At 61.1% G+C, this 17,503-nt stretch carries 14 protein-coding genes; 9 read left to right on the top strand and 5 right to left on the bottom strand.

Annotated elements, in window-relative coordinates:
- Position 1: 1 nt before the first annotated feature.
- From C1A35_RS24560 to C1A35_RS24550, 3 genes are read right to left on the bottom strand one after another with little or no spacing between them, the layout of a single operon-like run.
- Positions 2–853, bottom strand: coding sequence for an ABC transporter permease (locus C1A35_RS24560; protein WP_104666877.1), 852 nt, complete (start codon positions 851–853; stop codon positions 2–4).
- Positions 850–1,776, bottom strand: a complete 927-nt coding sequence (locus C1A35_RS24555) for an ABC transporter permease (protein ID WP_104666876.1) — start codon at positions 1,774–1,776, stop codon at positions 850–852. The genes C1A35_RS24560 and C1A35_RS24555 overlap by 4 nt, the downstream gene beginning before the upstream one ends.
- Positions 1,777–1,779: 3 nt before the next feature.
- The gene (locus C1A35_RS24550) at positions 1,780–3,369 is read right to left on the bottom strand and encodes an ABC transporter substrate-binding protein (protein WP_234822980.1); all 1,590 of its coding nucleotides are present in this window, start codon (positions 3,367–3,369) and stop codon (positions 1,780–1,782) included.
- 294 nt (positions 3,370–3,663) lie between these two features.
- Here C1A35_RS24550 and C1A35_RS24545 point away from each other — a divergent pair, with 294 nt between their 5' ends.
- On the top strand, positions 3,664–4,521 hold the full coding sequence (locus tag C1A35_RS24545; protein ID WP_104666875.1) for a MurR/RpiR family transcriptional regulator: 858 nt from the start codon (positions 3,664–3,666) through the stop codon (positions 4,519–4,521).
- 839 nt (positions 4,522–5,360) lie between these two features.
- Positions 5,361–6,545 (top strand): flagellin N-terminal helical domain-containing protein, encoded by a 1,185-nt coding sequence (locus tag C1A35_RS37120; protein ID WP_104666874.1) that lies wholly within the window; start codon positions 5,361–5,363, stop codon positions 6,543–6,545.
- Between the two features lie 7 nt (positions 6,546–6,552).
- Here the strand turns inward: C1A35_RS37120 and C1A35_RS24535 are convergent, their stop codons facing one another.
- Entirely contained in the window at positions 6,553–7,251 is a 699-nt protein-coding gene (locus tag C1A35_RS24535; protein ID WP_234822979.1) for a helix-turn-helix transcriptional regulator, read from the bottom strand.
- A 538-nt stretch (positions 7,252–7,789) separates the two neighbouring features.
- On the opposite strand from C1A35_RS24535, the gene C1A35_RS24530 reads away from it, so the two are divergent.
- On the top strand, positions 7,790–9,184 hold the full coding sequence (locus C1A35_RS24530; RefSeq protein WP_199773010.1) for a sulfite oxidase: 1,395 nt from the start codon (positions 7,790–7,792) through the stop codon (positions 9,182–9,184).
- A gap of 109 nt (positions 9,185–9,293) precedes the next feature.
- On the opposite strand, the gene hmpA is transcribed toward C1A35_RS24530, so the two are convergent.
- Positions 9,294–10,508, bottom strand: coding sequence for an NO-inducible flavohemoprotein (hmpA, locus tag C1A35_RS24525; RefSeq protein WP_104666871.1), 1,215 nt, complete (start codon positions 10,506–10,508; stop codon positions 9,294–9,296).
- Here hmpA and C1A35_RS36775 point away from each other — a divergent pair.
- The 6 genes from C1A35_RS36775 (at position 10,507) to nosZ (ending at position 17,501) form a co-directional block, all read left to right on the top strand.
- Entirely contained in the window at positions 10,507–11,292 is a 786-nt protein-coding gene (locus C1A35_RS36775) for an Rrf2 family transcriptional regulator (RefSeq protein ID WP_234822978.1), read from the top strand. The two genes, hmpA and C1A35_RS36775, sit on opposite strands and share 2 nt — an antisense overlap.
- A gap of 220 nt (positions 11,293–11,512) precedes the next feature.
- Positions 11,513–11,722, top strand: a complete 210-nt coding sequence (locus C1A35_RS24515; protein WP_104666870.1) for a hypothetical protein — start codon at positions 11,513–11,515, stop codon at positions 11,720–11,722.
- Positions 11,716–12,030: a DUF6522 family protein gene (locus tag C1A35_RS24510; protein ID WP_104666869.1), complete on the top strand. Its 315-nt coding sequence runs from the start codon at positions 11,716–11,718 to the stop codon at positions 12,028–12,030. The genes C1A35_RS24515 and C1A35_RS24510 overlap by 7 nt, the downstream gene beginning before the upstream one ends.
- 156 nt (positions 12,031–12,186) lie before the next feature.
- Complete coding sequence (locus C1A35_RS24505) at positions 12,187–12,846, top strand: DUF542 domain-containing protein (protein ID WP_104666907.1); 660 nt, start codon at positions 12,187–12,189, stop codon at positions 12,844–12,846.
- Positions 12,847–13,380: 534 nt separating this feature from the next.
- Positions 13,381–15,537, top strand: coding sequence for a NosR/NirI family protein (locus C1A35_RS24500; protein ID WP_104666868.1), 2,157 nt, complete (start codon positions 13,381–13,383; stop codon positions 15,535–15,537).
- A 32-nt stretch (positions 15,538–15,569) separates the two neighbouring features.
- The gene (nosZ, locus tag C1A35_RS24495) at positions 15,570–17,501 is read left to right on the top strand and encodes a TAT-dependent nitrous-oxide reductase (protein WP_199773009.1); all 1,932 of its coding nucleotides are present in this window, start codon (positions 15,570–15,572) and stop codon (positions 17,499–17,501) included.
- Positions 17,502–17,503: the final 2 nt, after the last annotated feature.

The raw sequence follows: 17,503 nt of genomic DNA, 5'->3' as shown, positions 1-17,503 counted from the left end.
CTCACGCCTCCCTAAGCTTGGTACGGACGTCGAGCGCAGCGATCAGCGCGTCGCCGAAGAGGTTGAGAAAGACGACGGTCAGCGCCACGGCAAGGCCGGGCAGGAGGATGACCCACGGCGCAATGAACAGCTGGGCGGTGCCAGAGCTCATCATCGCGCCCCAGCTCGGTGTCGGCGGCTGGGCGCCCAGCCCGAAGAAGCCGAGCGTGGCCTCGAGGATGATGGCGTCGCCAGTCGCCAGCATCGCCGCGACCAGCACCGGCGCCAGGGCGTTGGGCAGCAGGTGCGAGAACAGGATGTGCGTGTGGCCGGCGCCAAGGCTGACGGTCGCCTCGACATAGGTTTCGCTCTTCAGCGACATGATCTGTGTGCGGGTGAGCCGGGTGAACTGCGCGAGATATGCGATGGCGATGGCAATCACCACGCCTTCCAGCCCCGGGCCGATGATGGCGACAAGCATCAGCGCGATCAGGATCTCGGGGAAGGACCATGTCAGGTCGACGACAGTCATGACGATCCGGTCGAAGGTCCCGCCGAAGTAGCCGCAGGTCGCGCCCAGGACCAGCCCCAGCACCACCGAAATGCCGATCGCCGTGATGCTGACCGAAAGCGACGTACGCGCGCCGGTGATCATACGCGACAGCACGTCGCGACCGAACTCGTCGGTACCGAGCAGATGCGTCATCGAGGGCGCCTGGTTCATGACTCCGAGGTCCTGCAGGTCATAGGGATATGGCGACAGCCATGGCGCCAACAGCGCGGCGATAACCAACAGCAGCAGGAACGCACCCGAGATACCGCCCTTGAAGGTCGAGACGGCGTTGAGAAACGCCAGCGTGCGACGGTCCGTCATGACCGCGCCTCGCGCTGGCGGGGATCCATGGCGGCCTGGACGATATCGCCGATCAGGGCGCCGACGATGACAGCCATCGCAAGCATCAGAAGACAACCTTGTACAAGGGGATAATCACGCTGGTTCAGCGCGCGGATCAGCAGCGAGCCCAGGCCCGGGCGGGCGAAGACATATTCGATGGTAACAGCGCCACCGAGCACCCAGCCGATGCGCAGGCCGAGGATGGTGACGACGGGAACCATGGCGTGGCGCAGCACGTGGCGCAGCTGGATCAGGAACGGTGGCAGCCCCTTGGCGTGCAGCAGCACGACGAAATCCTGCCGCGCCGTCTCGATCATGGCGATGCGCGTCACCCGCGCCACGAGTGCTATGCCGCCGAGGCCGGCCGCGATCACGGGCAGGATGAGCGAGGTCCAGCCGCGTGCCCCCGACACCGGCACCCAGCCGAGCCATACCGCGAACACCAGAATCAGCAACAGGCCGAGCCAGAAGCTCGGCACGGTGGAGCCGAGCAGGATGAACCCGGTGATGGCGTCGTCGACGCGCGTGCCCTGATAGCTTGCCGCGATGACGCCCGCGGCGATGCCGGTCAACGTCGAAAACAGCAGCGCGGCAATGCCCAGCTGGAGGCTGTAGGGCATGTTGTGTGCGATCAGCGTGCTGACCGGGCGCCCCTGGATGATCGAGGTGCCGAGGTCGCCGGTCAGCAGCCGCCCCATCCAGGTGAGGTACTGTTCGACCAGGCTGCGGTCGAGGCCGTACTTCGCGGCGATCTGGAGGCGTTGTTCCGGCGTCGAGCCGGCCCGCATCAGATTGTCGATGGGGTCACCCGGCACCAGGTGGATGATGAAGAACACCACCAGCGAGACGACAAAGAACACCGGCAGCAGCAACAGCAGCCGCCTCAACGTGAAAGCGATCATTGCCTAGTCCACTACCTTGATGTCGACGACGGACGCCTGCACCAACTGGGTGCCACGCAGCTTTTCCGGCACGTCGAGCAGCGTCTTGTTGAAGGCGTAGTTCTGTACCGGTTCGTGGATCGGCGCGAACAGGAAGTTGGCGATCAGGTTCTCCTGGTACTTCCTGAAATTGACCACACGCTCCTCGGGCGTCTTCGACTGCTGCATGGCGATGTCGCGCAACTCCTGCGATTTCTCGCCCTGCCAGCCAGTGGAGTTCGGATAGGGAATGTTGGTCGTGCTGAAGAACCAGTCGAGAATGTCGGCGTTGTTCCAGTCATAATGGCGCACGGCCAGCTGGTGCTCGCCTTTCTTGAGCTGGTCGACGACGGAGGTATTGTCGAAGATGACGATTTCGACATCCATGCCGATTGCCTTGAGCTGCGCCTGGACAACCTCGGCGGTGCGCTTGAACGAGGTCTCCGACTGTGCCGTCAGCTTGATCGTCAGCGGTTTGCCGTCCTTGGTCCTGATGCCGTCGCCGCCGCGTTGCCACCCGCTCGTGTCGAGAATTTCGTTGGCCTTCGCCAGGTCATGATGGATTTCCAGCGCCGGATCGATCTTCGATTCCGCCAGCGAGCTGATCAGGAACTGGTGCGATTCCAGGCCGACGCCATTGAAGACGCTCTTGTGGATGGCGGCTTGGTCGACTGCCAGCGCCGTCGCCTGGCGCACGGAATGGTCGTTGAACGGTTCCTTGCGGGTGTTGAATCCGAGATAGGTCACGCCCATGCCGGGCAGGCTGCGGAAGCTGATGTTGTCGTCCGCCTCGAGCTGCGGCAGGAACTGGCTGGGGACGCCCAGCAGCATGCCGACGCCGCCGGTTTTCAGCTCGAGGAAGGCCGTCGAAGCATCGGGAATTTCGCGCAGGGTGAGCCGTTTGATATGCGGCGCAGCCTTGTTGTCGGAGAGATCGCAGCCCCAGCTGTACTCTTCATTGGCAACCAGCACCGTTTCCTGGCCGACGGAGAAGCTCTCCATCCTGTAGGGGCCGGTTCCGACCGCCACCGTCACGCCGTAACTGTCGCCAGCCTCGTCATAGGACTTGGGCGAAGGAATGCCCATGAAGGCGGAGGCAAGGTTGTAGATCAGGTTCGGGTCGGCCCGTTTCATGACGAAACGGAACGAATGCTCGTCGACGACCTCAACGCGTTCGATGGCATCGACGAGGTACTCGTTGGGGCTGCCTTTGAACTTGGGTATCCACCACGCTATGGTCTCGGCGTTGAACGGTTCACCATCATGGAAGCGAACGCCTTGCCGCAGCTTGAAGGTCCAAGTCTTGCCATCCGCGCTGGTTTCCCAGGATTGAGCGAGGTGGGGATGATAGGACTGATCGACATCCTGTTCGATCAGCCGGTCATAGACCAGCATCGCCACGACGCTCAGAAGGGTGGCTCGTATCGGATCCTGCGATGCAGCACCGACTTCGGAACTGGCGAGCACGAACACGGCCTCCGTTCCCCCAGCCCGCGCTGGGCGTCCGGTTGCCAGGCCGAGGCCGGCAGCCAGGGTCAGCATCGATGTCGAAACAAGAAACTTGCGCCTGTTCATACTCACTCCTCCCTTGAGTAAATTGTCAAAGGCTTTTCATGCCGCCACGGTATCGCAGAGGATGTTCAGTATTATATTCGAAATAACAAAAGTAATCGCCCGGATAATATCCCAATCCGCGCGTGGTTTTATTTCCGGTTTTCCGGAATGTTATATTTCAGTCGAGGCGCCTGGCAGAATTTTTCTTTCTCTCTTCTCAGGACAATCTGCAAGGCGAAGCTATTCTGAAAAAAAACAAACGTCAATTGCCTTTGTGATAGAAATATTGCAAACGCCTCTTTGAGGGAGATCAGGATGACGGAATCGGTCCGCCGGCGGCTCGCAGAAAAGCTTGCCACCGCCACGAATGCCGAGAAGGCGCTGGCCAACTACATGCTGGCCAACCTGAACGGCTTGCCGTTCGAGACCTCGGCGACGCTCGCAGCCAAGGTCGGCGTCAGCGAGCCGACGGTGGGGCGCTTCTGCCGCGCACTTGGCTATGCGCGCTTCAAGGATCTGAAGGTGGATCTCAGGGACAATATCGGCAACCAACCCTGGTTGGCCGGCGATCGGCTGCGGGAGTTCCGTGACCGCAGCCAGAACGGCGACGCCCAGGCGCGCAGCCTTGAGTTGGAGATCGCCGCGTTGCTCAGGATTTACGAGCTCGCCAACACCAAGGAGTGGCAGCGCGCCGTCAAGCGCCTAGCAAACACGCCCCAGATTTTCGTTGCCGGCTTCCAGACGGAGCGCGGTATCGCTCAGTACTTCGCCAACCAGCTCCAGTACCTGCGCCCCGGTGTCCAGCTGGCCGACATTTCGGGCGGAAACTTCAGCGAGCTCCTGCTGAACCCGCCGAAATCAACCTGCCTGGTGATCTTCGAAGCCCGCCGCTATTCGCGCCTGAACCTGGTCCTTGCCCGCGAGGCCAAGAAGGCAAAGATCCCGATTACGCTCGTCACCGATGCCTTCTGCGACTGGGGCCGCGACCTCTCCGACGAGATGTTCGTCGTGCCCACAGATTTCGGCATGTTCTGGGAATCGACCGCCCAGATGGCCAGCCTCGGCAACCTGCTCATCAACAGCGTCTTCCACGAACTCGGCGATGCGGTCGAAGGGCGCCTAGACAAGGTCTCGGAGCTTCACGGCAAGATCACGGGGTATGTGGGGGATTAGTCGCCAAGGCGATGCTGACCGTCCGCGGCCACCACTAGGGCGGCATTCACCGTGCTCATTCGACGGGTACCGCGATCCTGCTTTGGACCTCTGAAGTTGCAGTATCGCCTGGAACACGGGCGGCGGCGGTTCACATTGACTGAGAAGTTAGTCGGATTCGGCCGTGCTCATGATCAACTCCGAAAGTTGGCTGTGGCAAACGTGGACCGGTTGCGCGTTTCCGTTTCAGCAACGTGTTCGCAGGGTTGGTTGAACGTTGTGTTGTCGCCTGGTTGTACGGGCCCTCGCCGATAGCTATGTGTGCAGCAGCCAACGAAGGATCAAACCCAATGCGTATTGTCACATTGTTGCTCGTACTCACCGCGCTCGCGGGATGCTCTCAGACCGCCGGCGGTGCGAGTAGTGTCAGGCAGGATTATTACGGTGGCGACGGCGGTTTCTATGCGGGCGCGGTTGCCCCGCGCTGAGGCGACGCCGACGCTGCAAGTACGCTGACAATGTACCCGCCGGAGCTACTTTCTGGGAAACCTTGCGCGTTGGCCGATGGGCACGTTCTGGGCCAGATGAATACATAGAGCACCAAGTCGAATTCCAGGCGTTGACCATCGCCGAGAATGCGCTGGTGTTCGGGCCGGCTGTGCAGCCGGCCGCTCGCTCCTATGGAATGGTGAATGCACAATCTTCACGGTTTGACCCTGTGGGCGGCCGTCAGCAACGCGGGCATTGACATTGATCTCCGGGCTGCCGGCCAATGTTTCGTCGGGAACGAGACGCCGACCTTCGCCTGGTACGTTTGCGGTATTTTTACCCTGTAAGCTCGCCGTCTTCGTTAACGCCTCATGAACCACATTCGCGGCGCGGCGATTGCCGCTCCACGGCACATGACGATGCCACACTCGCGCAATCTTACAGTGGCTCGCCTTATGACAAGCATTCTCACCAACACATCCGCTATGTCCGCCCTCAGCACTATACGCCTGATCGGTGCGAGGCTGGACGACGAGTCGCAGAGATTGTCGTCCGGGTTGAGGGTGAAGACTGCGGCCGACAATGCCGCTTACTGGTCGATTTCGACGACGATGCGTTCGGATGTGAAGGCGATGGGAGCTGTCACCGACAGTATCGGACTGGCGATGGGTATCGTGGACACCGCCTACGCTGCGATGGAGACCGTGAGGCAGTCCTTCGTGGAAATCCGTAACCTCGCGATCACCGCGAGCGACATGCCGAAGCCCGGCATGCGCGACATCGTCAAGCCCGCCTTCAGTCTCGATCCGGAATACGCCAAGTCGGACGTCTACAAGATCGACGTGCGGATACAGCAGCTCCAGGACCAGGCCAGAGGCGCGATGCTGGCCGCCTCGTTCGCGGGCGTGAATCTGCTTTACCACGAGAAGAACGAGCCGGTGAAAGCCAGCCAGCAGGTATTCTCGTTCGTCATCGGCTACGCCGACGGCAAGGTGCAGACGATGGATGTCAGCGCCATGGACACCCTCCTGCTGAATGACGACTTCGGGAGCTATCCGACCAGTTATCCAGGCGAGTACAATCCCGAGAAGACGCTGTTTGACGGAAGCGACATCATCGATGCGCCGGGAACGTTCACTCCGGCCGCCATCTACTGGTTCAACATGCCGCTTTCCAATCCGGTCACGGGCGACCCGGAAGCCTACCCTGTCAGTCCGACCTATATCCTTCAGTCCATCGAGAACCACGTTGTCAGGCACGATTCGGACAGGCAGGGGCTCTACAGCAATCTGGTCGCGAACATCGACAAGAAGATCGAGCAACTCACGTCGAACATGGCTTATGTCGGCTCGGTGCAGTCGGCGCTGAATACCTACGACGAGCTGAACAAGAAGGCGATCGAAACGGCGACGAAGGGCATCGGGCGGCTGGTGGACGCCGACATGGCGGTGACCTCGGTCAAGCTCAGGGCGCTGGAGGCGCAACAGCAACTCGCGATCCAGGCTCTCGGTATCGCGAACTCCGAACCGCGGAGAATACTGGAGCTGTTCCGCTAGCCGGCCGTCAGTGGTTCTCGCTCCGCCGCGAGCGGTCAAGATGCGTGGCAATCAGCATCGCCACCAGGTGCACCGTGTTCCTGGCCCCGTACCGTTCCTTCATCCGTTCCAGCCGATGCTCGACGGTGCGATGTGAAACGTCGAGCGATACGGCGATCTCCTTTGCGGTCGCTCCCTCGATCAGGAGCTGCACGATCGCTTCGTCGCCCACATCCAGCTTTTCATGCCTCTGCGGCGGGCTCAGAAGGAACTGGGCATAGGACGACGAAATGATCCATTCCGGCCTATGGGCATTGCGCTGGGGCAGAAGAATGCGGTCATAGCCGAGGTTGACACCGAAGAGCCTCGTCTTCACCAACTCCATGGACGGCTGCTGGCTGTCGAGTACTTGCGACAATCGCGGGATCACCGCTTCTTCCATGTAGCGCTGATCCTTGAAGTCACCGATATAGGCATCGGCGAATATCTTGTTGATGTTGAGGATGCGCGAGGTGAAGCCGGAATGGCGGATTGCCTTCATGAACCATCGCTTGGGATCGTCGCCATCGACCATGAACACCGTCAGGCGCATTTTGATCGACAGCATGTCGAGTATGTCGCGATACACGGTGTCCGGTGACGTCGGGTGCTCGGGGTCGGTCTGGAGCCAGTTGTCGAGCATCTTGCGGGTGACCGCGCTGAAGGGTGTTTCTTTCGCCATTGCCATGCTTGTCAATCGTATCGTCGCGCGGAATACAATCTAAAGCAGAGTGGGATTCAATAGGGTAAAAATACCCCCGTCGGCCCGCGAGATGTGGACTGGCCGGAACTGGGGAAGCCGAGGGTCCGGAGCGCTTGCTGACCGCATGGGCTACATGCCCATCCGGAATATCATCTCAACCAATACGGAGCGGTTTAGCGCAATTCGTCTCAGAGCTTCGGGACGGCGGCCCTGTTCTGGCGATCGCTCTCCATTCTCTCGTTCGCGGCCCTATCCGCCGCGATCGCGGATATCGCCAGTTCATGATTGAGGATGGAAAGGGATCTGTTTCACATTCCGGTCCAAGGCGGACCTGCAGCCTCACGACATCAAGGCCAACCTGTTCCGAGCGCCGTTGACAGGGGGTGTGCATCCAAAATTACGGCGTCTAATCCTGGCAAGGAGGCGGTGTCGTTCTATCTGATCATGCAGGTGCTGAAATGAACAACCATTGATCGTACCGGACCGAACAGCCCGTTCGACCGGCACCATTCGGGAGTCTTCGATGCCTCTGTTTATTGTCCACCATCGGCACTCACCCGAAGCCTGTCCCGCGCGCGATCCGGCCCAGGGCGCGATGCTGCTGAGCCATTTGAGCCGCCCGAGCGCTGCCCGCCACGGCGTGCTGATCAAGGCCGAAGCTGTCGCAAGGGGCTCACATTCACTGTTCTTCATTGCTGAGGCAGCGGATGAGACCGTGCTTCAGGCATTCTTGGCGCCTCTCCGTCATGCCGGCGAGGTCGAAGTGACGGCAGCGATGACCTGTGCCGCGATGGTTTCGGGCGGCGGCTGCGATCGGCGCCCGGTGGACGTTGCTGCAGGGGTGCTCAACCCAGCAGATGTGTGCCAGGATGCCACCGAGGCTGGCCTTCTCATTCACAGTGCTCACCCGTTGAATTGCGAGACCTCGGTGCCGGACCTTGCCGGCGGGGCAGTGATGCCGAACGGTCGGTTCTATTTGCGCAATCACTTCGATATCCCGAGCCTCGATGAGGAGAGCTACAGGCTTTCGATCGGCGGGCTGGTCGAAAGGCCGCTTAGCCTGAGCATGAGGGAGCTCCACAACCTGCGCGCCGAAAGCCTCGTGGTGACGCTGGAATGCGCTGGCAACGGCCGGAGTCTGTTCGATCCGGCGGTGCCTGGCGAAGCTTGGGGCCTGGGCGCTGTCAGCACCGCCGAATGGACCGGCGTTCACTTGATTGAGGTGCTTGAGCGAGCGGGCTTGCGACCGGGCGCGACGGAACTCACGTTTCGCGGCGCCGACAGCGGCGTCGTCAACGGCAACGGCGCGACGATTCGTTTCGAGCGTGGCCTCAGCCTGGACCAGGTTCGTGAGACGAAAGCGCTTCTTGCCTACGAGATGAACGGCGAGCCGCTATCGCGGCCTCATGGCTATCCATTGCGGTTGATCGTACCGGGCTGGTACGCGGTGGCGTCCATCAAGTGGCTGACGGAGATCGTCGTTACAGACAGGCCCTGCGGGGCGTACTTTCAAGCGGAGAAATACTGGTACAATTGGGTGCGAAATGGGCAAGCCGAGCGCGCGCCGGTGAAGCTGATGAACGTGCGAGCACTGATCTCTTCGCCTGACGAGGGCGAGGAACTGCCGTGCGGCGAGACCGCGATCCGAGGTGTCGCCTGGTCGGGTGCAGGCACCATATCCAGGGTCGACGTGAGCCTGAACGGTGGCCCGTGGCGCGCGGCGCGGCTCGTTGGCGAACGACGGCGGGCCGCCTGGCAATGGTGGGAGCTGATCACGCGACTTGAGCATTCAGGGCCACTCGCCGTGCGGGCGCGTGCCACCGACATGGCGGGCCGGACACAACCCGAGCACGCGGAGTGGAACCGTCTGGGCTACGGCAACAACTCGATTCACTCCGTTACGGCGCAGGTGATCTGAAGCCGGAGAGCGAGCGTTTCGGCAGAACGCTCCACGGCAGATGCGGCCGGCACGGAACGCGCCGGCCGCAGGATCGGAGTGACGATGCCACGTTTCGTTTTTGCCGCCTTTAGGCGGCAATCAGTTCGTCGGACGGGCCAAAGAACTCGAAGTGAACCCGCTCTCTTGAAACGCCTTCTCTGGCCAGCGCAGGAACGAGGGCACGAAGGAACGGCTTCGGTCCACAGAGATAGAATTCGGCATTTTCAATGGGTGTATTCTTGCGAAGCCACTCTGCGGTGATGAAGCCGTCGAAATCGTGAGACAGTCCGACCGCGTCCTCGGCCGTTGGTGCGCTGTAGAAGCTGCTGATCCTGATCTTGCCATGCGCGTCGGCGAGCTTGCGAACGTGCCGATCCATGGCATGCGTCCCGCTGTTCAGCGCGCCGTGGACGAAATGCGCTTCGAGGTTCGGATGCTCCTCGGCGATCGTCTCCAGGATGCTCACCATCGGCGTCAGGCCAACGCCGCCCGAGAGCAACACGACCGGTGCTTGTGGCGCTTCGGGCAGAAAGAAGTCGCCGGCCGGCGGGGTCGCACTTAGAACCATGCCGACGCTCGCGTGATCGTGGAGGTATCGAGATCCACCCTGTCCCTGCGCTTCCCGCTTGACCGAGATGCGGTAAAAACTATCGCTGGGACCGCTGGAGATCGAGTAGTTGCGCTTGATTTCCTGGCCGTTCTCCAGCTGGAAGCGAAGCGTCAGATACTGGCCGGGCTTGTGGCGCGCAACGCGACCGCCATCCTTGGGTTTCAAGACAAACGAGGTGACGACATCGCTTTCGCGAACCTTCGCGTCGACGACGAAGTCTCTCCAGCCATCCCAGCCGCCCGAGCGCTTCAGCAGTTCGCCGCGTATCTCGGCTTCGCGCTCCTTGAGGATATCGGCCAGGAACCAGTAAGCCTCGCCCCATGCATTCAAGAGTTCAGGTGTCGCTGCACTTCCGAGCACATCCTCGATGGCGGCGAGAAGGGCGGTGGCCACAAAGGGATAGTGCTCGGGCAGAATATGATACCCGATGTGCTTGTACGCGATCCGCTCGACCACGGGGCCGAGCACGGCAAGGTTATCGATGTTTTGCGCGTAGGCCACAATGGCGGCGGCAAGCGCGTTAACCTGTGAGCCGCCTTCGCCCTGATTGGCATGGTTGAACAGCCCGCGGATATGATCGTCACGGAACAGGTGGGCATACATGCTCTTCGTGATCTCGGCCCCGTGTGCCGCGAGGGCCGGGATGCTGGCCTTCACGATCTGAACGGTCTCGGGTGAGAGTGGTTTCGGCATGATCTTTCCTTTCGATGCGGTGCATCAGTGGGGCAGGTTGGTGATCGTAGAAGTGCAATTGAAGTTTCACCGGGCCTACGATCGGGAGGTGGTGGGGCACATCCGGTGGGGGATGATGACCGGCGAGCGGGTTTCCGCTTTCAAGCCAGCGTTCAAGACCTGGTCGGGTCGTACTTCGGCGTCGAAACGTTCAACGATCGTTCGGATGTCTGTTTCGGTTATAGCTCGCGAGCTCATCGCAAATCCGCGCTTAAATATGTATCTCAGATGCATCTATCTATGCGAGGACAAACATGCTATTCAAATGCATGTTTTTGGATTGGACTTTTTGACGCAGACCCCGATGAGGCTCACCAAGTATACCGACTACGCAATGCGATTGATGATCTATCTGGGATCACGGCCATCGGGGCTTAGCTCGATCCGGGAGATATCGGACACGTTCTCCGTCTCGCAAAACCATATGATGAAGGTTGTTCAGGACCTTGCGGGCGCTGAGTTTCTGGAGTCCGTGCGCGGTCGCAATGGCGGCATACGCCTCGCGAGGCCGACGAACGAGATCAATCTCGGCGCCCTGCTTCGGCATACGGAAGGGCTCACAGATCTGATAGATTGCCACGGCTGTCGTATCGCGCCCGCCTGCGCCTTGCCGAGCGTGCTTTCGGAAGCCACGGCCGCCTTTGTGGCGGTTTTCGACAAGTACACGCTCGCCGATCTCGTGGGCAAGCGTTCGGAGCTCGGCGCGCTTTTGGGCTTCGGGGCGCATTCGTCTTCGTCGCGGTAGGGTCATGTCGTGACCCTTCGACGACGCGGCCGTTCGCCTTGCCTCCCTTCGCAGGTGATCGCGGAGGTCGTGCCGCTCAAGTCCGCGCAATGTCGAGGCGAACGTCGAAGCTTGCGTCAGCGCAACGAGGCCGTGCCGCAGCGCCGCTAACAAGGATCACACAGGTTTCGCGAAGAGCGTCCATCTGCAGGACGATCGAACATAGCGGAGGGCGCAAATCATGGTCGACACGGAAAAGGGGGATCCGACATTATGCGATTGCGCGATTGAAGTTGCCGAACTGTTTGCCGGTGTACCGACCGGCGGTGCGGATGGCGGATCTATGCTCGATCTTCTTGCCGTTCGTCTCGAGGCATCGCGTGATCGCCTGAGGCCGCCGCCTCCGCTCGCGAAAGCAGAGGTGTTGTCGGAAAGAGCGGTCCTATGCTGACTTTGACAAGCCGACGAATTTTGCGCGTCGAGCGCGATGCCGATTTTTCCGTGCCGGCGGCGACCATGTCATCGGCGCTGCGACTGCCGCCGACCGAGCTCCGAAACCGCCTCGGCCGCGGAGAAGTCAGGAGCCAGGTTGAGGTCGGTCAGGGGGAGGACCTAGGTACGTTCAGGTTGACGCTGCCGTGCGGCGGCCGTCTCTGGACTGCAACGGTATCTGCCGATGGCACGGTGATCGACGAAGTCTTCTCGTTCGATCGCGAGCGCCTGGCGAACTGGCGCCGTCGTCACGGCAATACCGGCTAGGGTCCTTGGTCGCGATCTCTCCGGATTGAAGTTGCGTTTCGACAAAGAGCGATTGGAAAAACTGCCCCAGCTTCTCCCTGGATCAACGGGTCATGGATCGGTCCCGCTTCGACATCGATCGTGGATCACGACCTTTTCGGCATCAAGGAGAGCACATTGACAGAGTACACATTGGACACCGCCGTCGGAGTGATCGCATGCGAGCTTCCCGGCGCCGCGGAACTCTTCAGGCAGCATGGTATCGGATTTTGCTGTGGCGGCGACGTGCCGCTGGCGGAAGCGGCGGCGGATGCCGATTTAGAGGCCACCGATCTGCTGGCGCGGCTTCAGGGGCTTGAGCTTGCCGCGAGACGCGACGCACCGGATGGTACGGGCGAGCTTATCGCTCATATTCTCGAGCGTTATCACCAGACGCACCGCACCGATCTGGAATGGTTGATCCCGCTTGCGCAAAAGGTGGAGCACGTGCACGGTGCGCATCGCTCCGCGCCTCTGGGCCTTGCAGACGCGCTGGTTGATCTCAAGGATCACCTTCTTCCCCACATGGCGCGGGAAGAGCTCGCGCTCTTTCCGATGATGCGCCATGAGCCTGATCCGGATTTCGAACATTTGATTGCCGGCATGCGGGACGATCATGCATGCGAAAGCCGGAGCCTCGCCCTGATAGAGCATTTGACGCATGGATTTGCGCTTCCGGACGGCGCATGCAGGTCCTGGACGGCGCTCTATGTCGGTCTCCGAAAATTCTGCGATGATCTCGTCACGCATATGCATCTGGAAAACAGCGTCCTGTTTCCGAGGTTCTCCGGCATTTGATGCAGCGGTGGCGCCGCTGTTCCACCGGCGCCGCGTCCTGTGGGGTGAGACCCCGGCAGATCTGTCCGCATCGCTTTGCCCAACGTGAGCAAGCGGAGCTTCAGAGATGTTTGCGCAGGCAACCGGCGCTCGGTGCCGCACACGCCTTTACCGTTGAAGTTGGCGCCGCCGTGACCTCACGAGGCGCGGCGGCGATCAATCGCGCCCTACGAACCGAGCTCACAGGGCAGAACTTAATCGCATGACACTCAGTAGTTGTGGATGATGGTCGCCTGCCGCCCTCTGGCAGATATCGCGGGGGAGGGCGGGCCATGGGCCGGCCGATCCGCCTTCAAAGGTATCGCACTTGCGTCCGCCGGCCGGCGGCTTGACGCGAAATCCGTTCCCCAAATCCACCTGAACATCAAGCCGTGCACGATATGTGACAATCAAAGATTGCAATCAACGAAGCTGTCTTTGTTTGAGCTAGATCAAAGAATGTCTCGCGCCAAAGTTTCAATGCTCCGGCAACGATTTGCGGGAAAACACCCTGGAATGAAACTCTTCCGTCTTGTCCTTCTGCTCTGCCTCAGCCTGTGCGGCGCCGTATCCGCCAGCGCGGCATCGGTGCTGCAGGAGTTTTTGCCCGCTGCCACAGCGTCGGATCTTGTGCCGGGTGCGGACGGTTTCGGCCCGGTGCGTGACGATGTGGCGGTGGCCCCGGTGCTGAAGGGCGGCCAGACGGTAGCCTGGGTCTTTCTTACCTCGGATTTTGTCGGCACGACCGGCTATTCCGGCAAGCCGATCCATACGCTCGTGGCGGTGAACAAGGACGCCAAGATCGTCGGCGTCCGGCTGGTGAAGCATTCGGAGCCCATCGTCCTCATCGGCATTCCGGATGCCAAGGTGAAGGCGCTCGTTGCAGGCTATGCCGGCCTCGATCTGGTCGCCGAGGCGAAATCCGGCGGCACGACCCATGAGGTGGATATCATCTCGGGCGCGACGGTGACGGTCATGGTCATCGACGATTCGATCGTTCGGTCCGGGCTCAAGGTCGCGCGCGCGCTCGGCCTCGGCGGACTGACGCCGGAAGCGCAAAATGCCGGCCCTCGCTTCCAGATCGATCCCGCGGCTGCCGCGCCGGCCGACTGGGTCGAGGCAGAAGGTGACGGTACGCTGCGCCGCCTGTCGCTCGACGTTGCGCAGGTCAATGCTGCTTTCGCCGGCCATCCCGATGAGCGCGCCCGTGATCGTGCCATTCAGCAAGCGCCGGAAACGACCTTCATCGAGATGCAGGCGGCACTGGTTTCGGTTCCCCCTATCGGCAAGGCCTTTCTCGGGTCAGCCGAGGAGAAGAACCTTGAGGCCTGGCTCGGCGAAGGCGAGCACGCGGTCGCCGTTGTGGGGCGCGGGCTCTACTCCTTCAAGGGCTCGGGCTATGTGCGCGGCGGCATCTTTGACCGCATCGTGCTGATCCAGGACGATGTTTCCGTTCGTTTTCGTGATCGCGACCACCGTCGCCTGGGGGCAATCGCGCTTGCCGGCGCGCCGGAATTCAACGAGATGGACCTGTTCCGCATCCCGGCGGGTCTCGGCTTCGACCCGACAAAACCCTTCCGCATACAGCTTCTGGCGCAGCGCGAGGTTGGACCGGTCGAAAAGGTCTTTCATACGTTCGATCTGGGGTACCAGCTTCCGCAGCGGTATCTGCGTGCTGTCGCGCCACCGGTGAAGGACGTTGCCGCAGTTGCCGATCGTGACGAGGGGACGGCACAGGCGGACCTCTGGAAACGCATCTGGGACGACTCGAAGCTGAAGATTGTCGTGCTGGGCGCCATGTTGGTCGTGTTGACCGGGGTGTTCTTCTTCCAGACCTATGCGGTCAGGAACGCAAGAGCGTTCTACATCTTCCGCATAGTCTTCCTGACGGTGACGCTGGTCTTTCTTGGCTGGTATGCCAACGCGCAGCTTTCGGTTGTCAATCTGATGGCGCTCTTCGGCAGTCTCGTCAACGGCTTCAGCTGGCAGGCTTTCCTGCTCGATCCGCTGACCTTCATTCTGTGGTTTGCCGTTGCCGCGGCACTCCTGTTCTGGGGACGCGGAGCCTATTGCGGCTGGCTCTGCCCCTTCGGCGCCCTGCAGGAGCTGACCAACCAGATCGCGCGCAAGCTGCGTATCCCGCAATGGACGTTGCCCTGGGGGCTGCACGAGCGGCTCTGGCCGATCAAATACATGATCTTCCTCGGCCTTTTCGGGATCTCGCTGATCAGCGTCGAGCAGGCAGAACACCTGGCCGAGATCGAGCCATTCAAGACAGCGATCATCCTGAAGTTCATCCGCGCCTGGCCGTTCGTGGCCTATGCCGTCGCACTTCTCGTCGCCGGGCTCTTCGTCGAGCGGTTCTATTGCCGCTATCTCTGCCCGCTCGGTGCCGCGCTCGCGATCCCTGCGCGGATGCGCATGTTCGACTGGCTCAAGCGCTACCACGAATGCGGCAACCCCTGCCAGACCTGCGCCCACCAGTGTCCGGTGCAGGCGATCCACCGGACCGGCGAGATCAATCCGAACGAGTGCATCAACTGTCTGCACTGCCAGGTGCTCTACCAGTCCGAAACCGTCTGCCCCGTCGTGATCAAGAAGATGAAGTCGCGGGCGAAGCTTGCGGCAAGCCCGGGTGGCGTGCCGACCCATCAGCCCGCAGCCAAAGTTTAATCGAAGCCAAGGTTCAAGCAAAAAGGAACCAGATGATGGAATCAAAGGAACACAAGGGACTAAGCCGGCGAGCGCTTTTCAGCGCGACTGCAGGCAGCGCCATCCTGGCCGGCACGGTGGGGCCGGCCGCACTCAGCCTCGGCGCTGCGGGGCTGGTGACACCGGCCCGTGCGGCGACAGGCGCCGACGGCTCGGTCGCACCGGGCAAGCTGGATGATTACTACGGCTTCTGGTCTTCCGGTCAGACCGGCGAGATGCGCATTCTCGGCATTCCCTCGATGCGCGAACTGATGCGCGTGCCGGTGTTCAACCGTTGCTCGGCCACCGGTTGGGGGCAGACCAATGAATCGATCCGGATCCATCAGCGCACGATGACGGAGAAGACGAAGAAGCAGCTTGCCGCCAACGGCAAGAAAATTCACGACAACGGCGACCTGCACCACGTCCATATGTCCTTCACCGACGGCAAATATGACGGCCGCTACCTGTTCATGAACGACAAGGCCAATACGCGCGTGGCGCGCGTGCGCTGCGACGTGATGAAGACCGACGCCATCCTGGAGATCCCCAACGCCAAGGGCATCCACGGCATGCGTCCGCAGAAATGGCCGCGTTCGAACTATGTGTTCTGCAACGGCGAGGACGAGGCGCCGCTCGTCAACGACGGCTCGACGATGACGGACGTGGCGACCTACGTGAACATCTTCACCGCCGTCGATGCCGACAAGTGGGAGGTGGCCTGGCAGGTGAAGGTATCGGGCAACCTCGACAATTGCGACGCCGACTACGAGGGCAAGTGGGCGTTCTCGACCAGCTATAATTCCGAAATGGGCATGACGCTGGAGGAGATGACCAAGTCCGAGATGGACCATATCGTCGTCTTCAATCTCGCCGAGATCGAGAAGGCAATCGCTGCCGGACAATACGAGGAGATCAACGGCGTCAAGGTGGTGGACGGGCGCAAGGAGGCCAAGTCGCTCTTCACGCGCTACATTCCGATCGCCAACAACCCGCACGGCTGCAACATGGCGCCGGACCGGAAGCATCTGTGCGTTGCCGGCAAGCTCTCGCCCACCGTCACCGTGCTGGACGTGACGAAGTTCGATGCCCTGTTTTACGACAATGCCGAACCGCGCAGCGCGGTGGTTGCAGAACCGGAACTCGGCCTCGGTCCGTTGCACACGGCCTTCGACGGGCGCGGCAACGCCTATACCTCGCTGTTCCTCGACAGCCAGGTGGTGAAGTGGAACATCGATGAGGCCATACGCGCCTACGCCGGTGAAAAGATCAACCCGATCAAGGACAAGCTCGACGTTCAGTATCAACCCGGCCACTTGAAGACGGTGATGGGCGAAACACTGGATGCCGCCAACGACTGGCTCGTTTGCCTGTGCAAGTTCTCCAAGGACCGGTTCCTGAATGTCGGCCCTCTGAAGCCGGAAAACGATCAGTTGATCGACATTTCCGGTGACAAGATGGTGCTGGTCCACGACGGCCCGACCTTCGCCGAGCCGCATGACGCCATCGCCGTCTCCCCCTCGATCCTGCCGAACATCCGCTCGGTCTGGGATCGCAAGGATCCGCTATGGGCCGAAACGCGCAAGCAGGCCGAGGCCGATGAGGTCAACATCGACGAATGGACCGAGGCCGTGATCCGCGACGGCAACAAGGTTCGCGTCTACATGACCTCGGTCGCGCCCAGCTTCAGCCAGCCGAGCTTCACGGTGAAGGAAGGCGACGAAGTCACGGTCATCGTCACCAATCTCGACGAGATTGATGACCTTACCCATGGCTTCACCATGGGCAATCACGGCGTGGCGATGGAGGTCGGACCGCAACAGACGAGTTCCGTCACCTTCGTTGCGGCCAACCCTGGCGTCTACTGGTACTATTGCCAGTGGTTCTGCCATGCCCTGCACATGGAAATGCGCGGCCGCATGTTCGTGGAACCGAAGGGCGCCTGATC

This window comes from Ensifer adhaerens (genome assembly GCF_002940685.1).
GTDB classification, from domain to species: Bacteria; Pseudomonadota; Alphaproteobacteria; order Rhizobiales; family Rhizobiaceae; genus Ensifer; species Ensifer adhaerens_E.
This window is presented reverse-complemented; position numbering and strand designations above follow the sequence as displayed.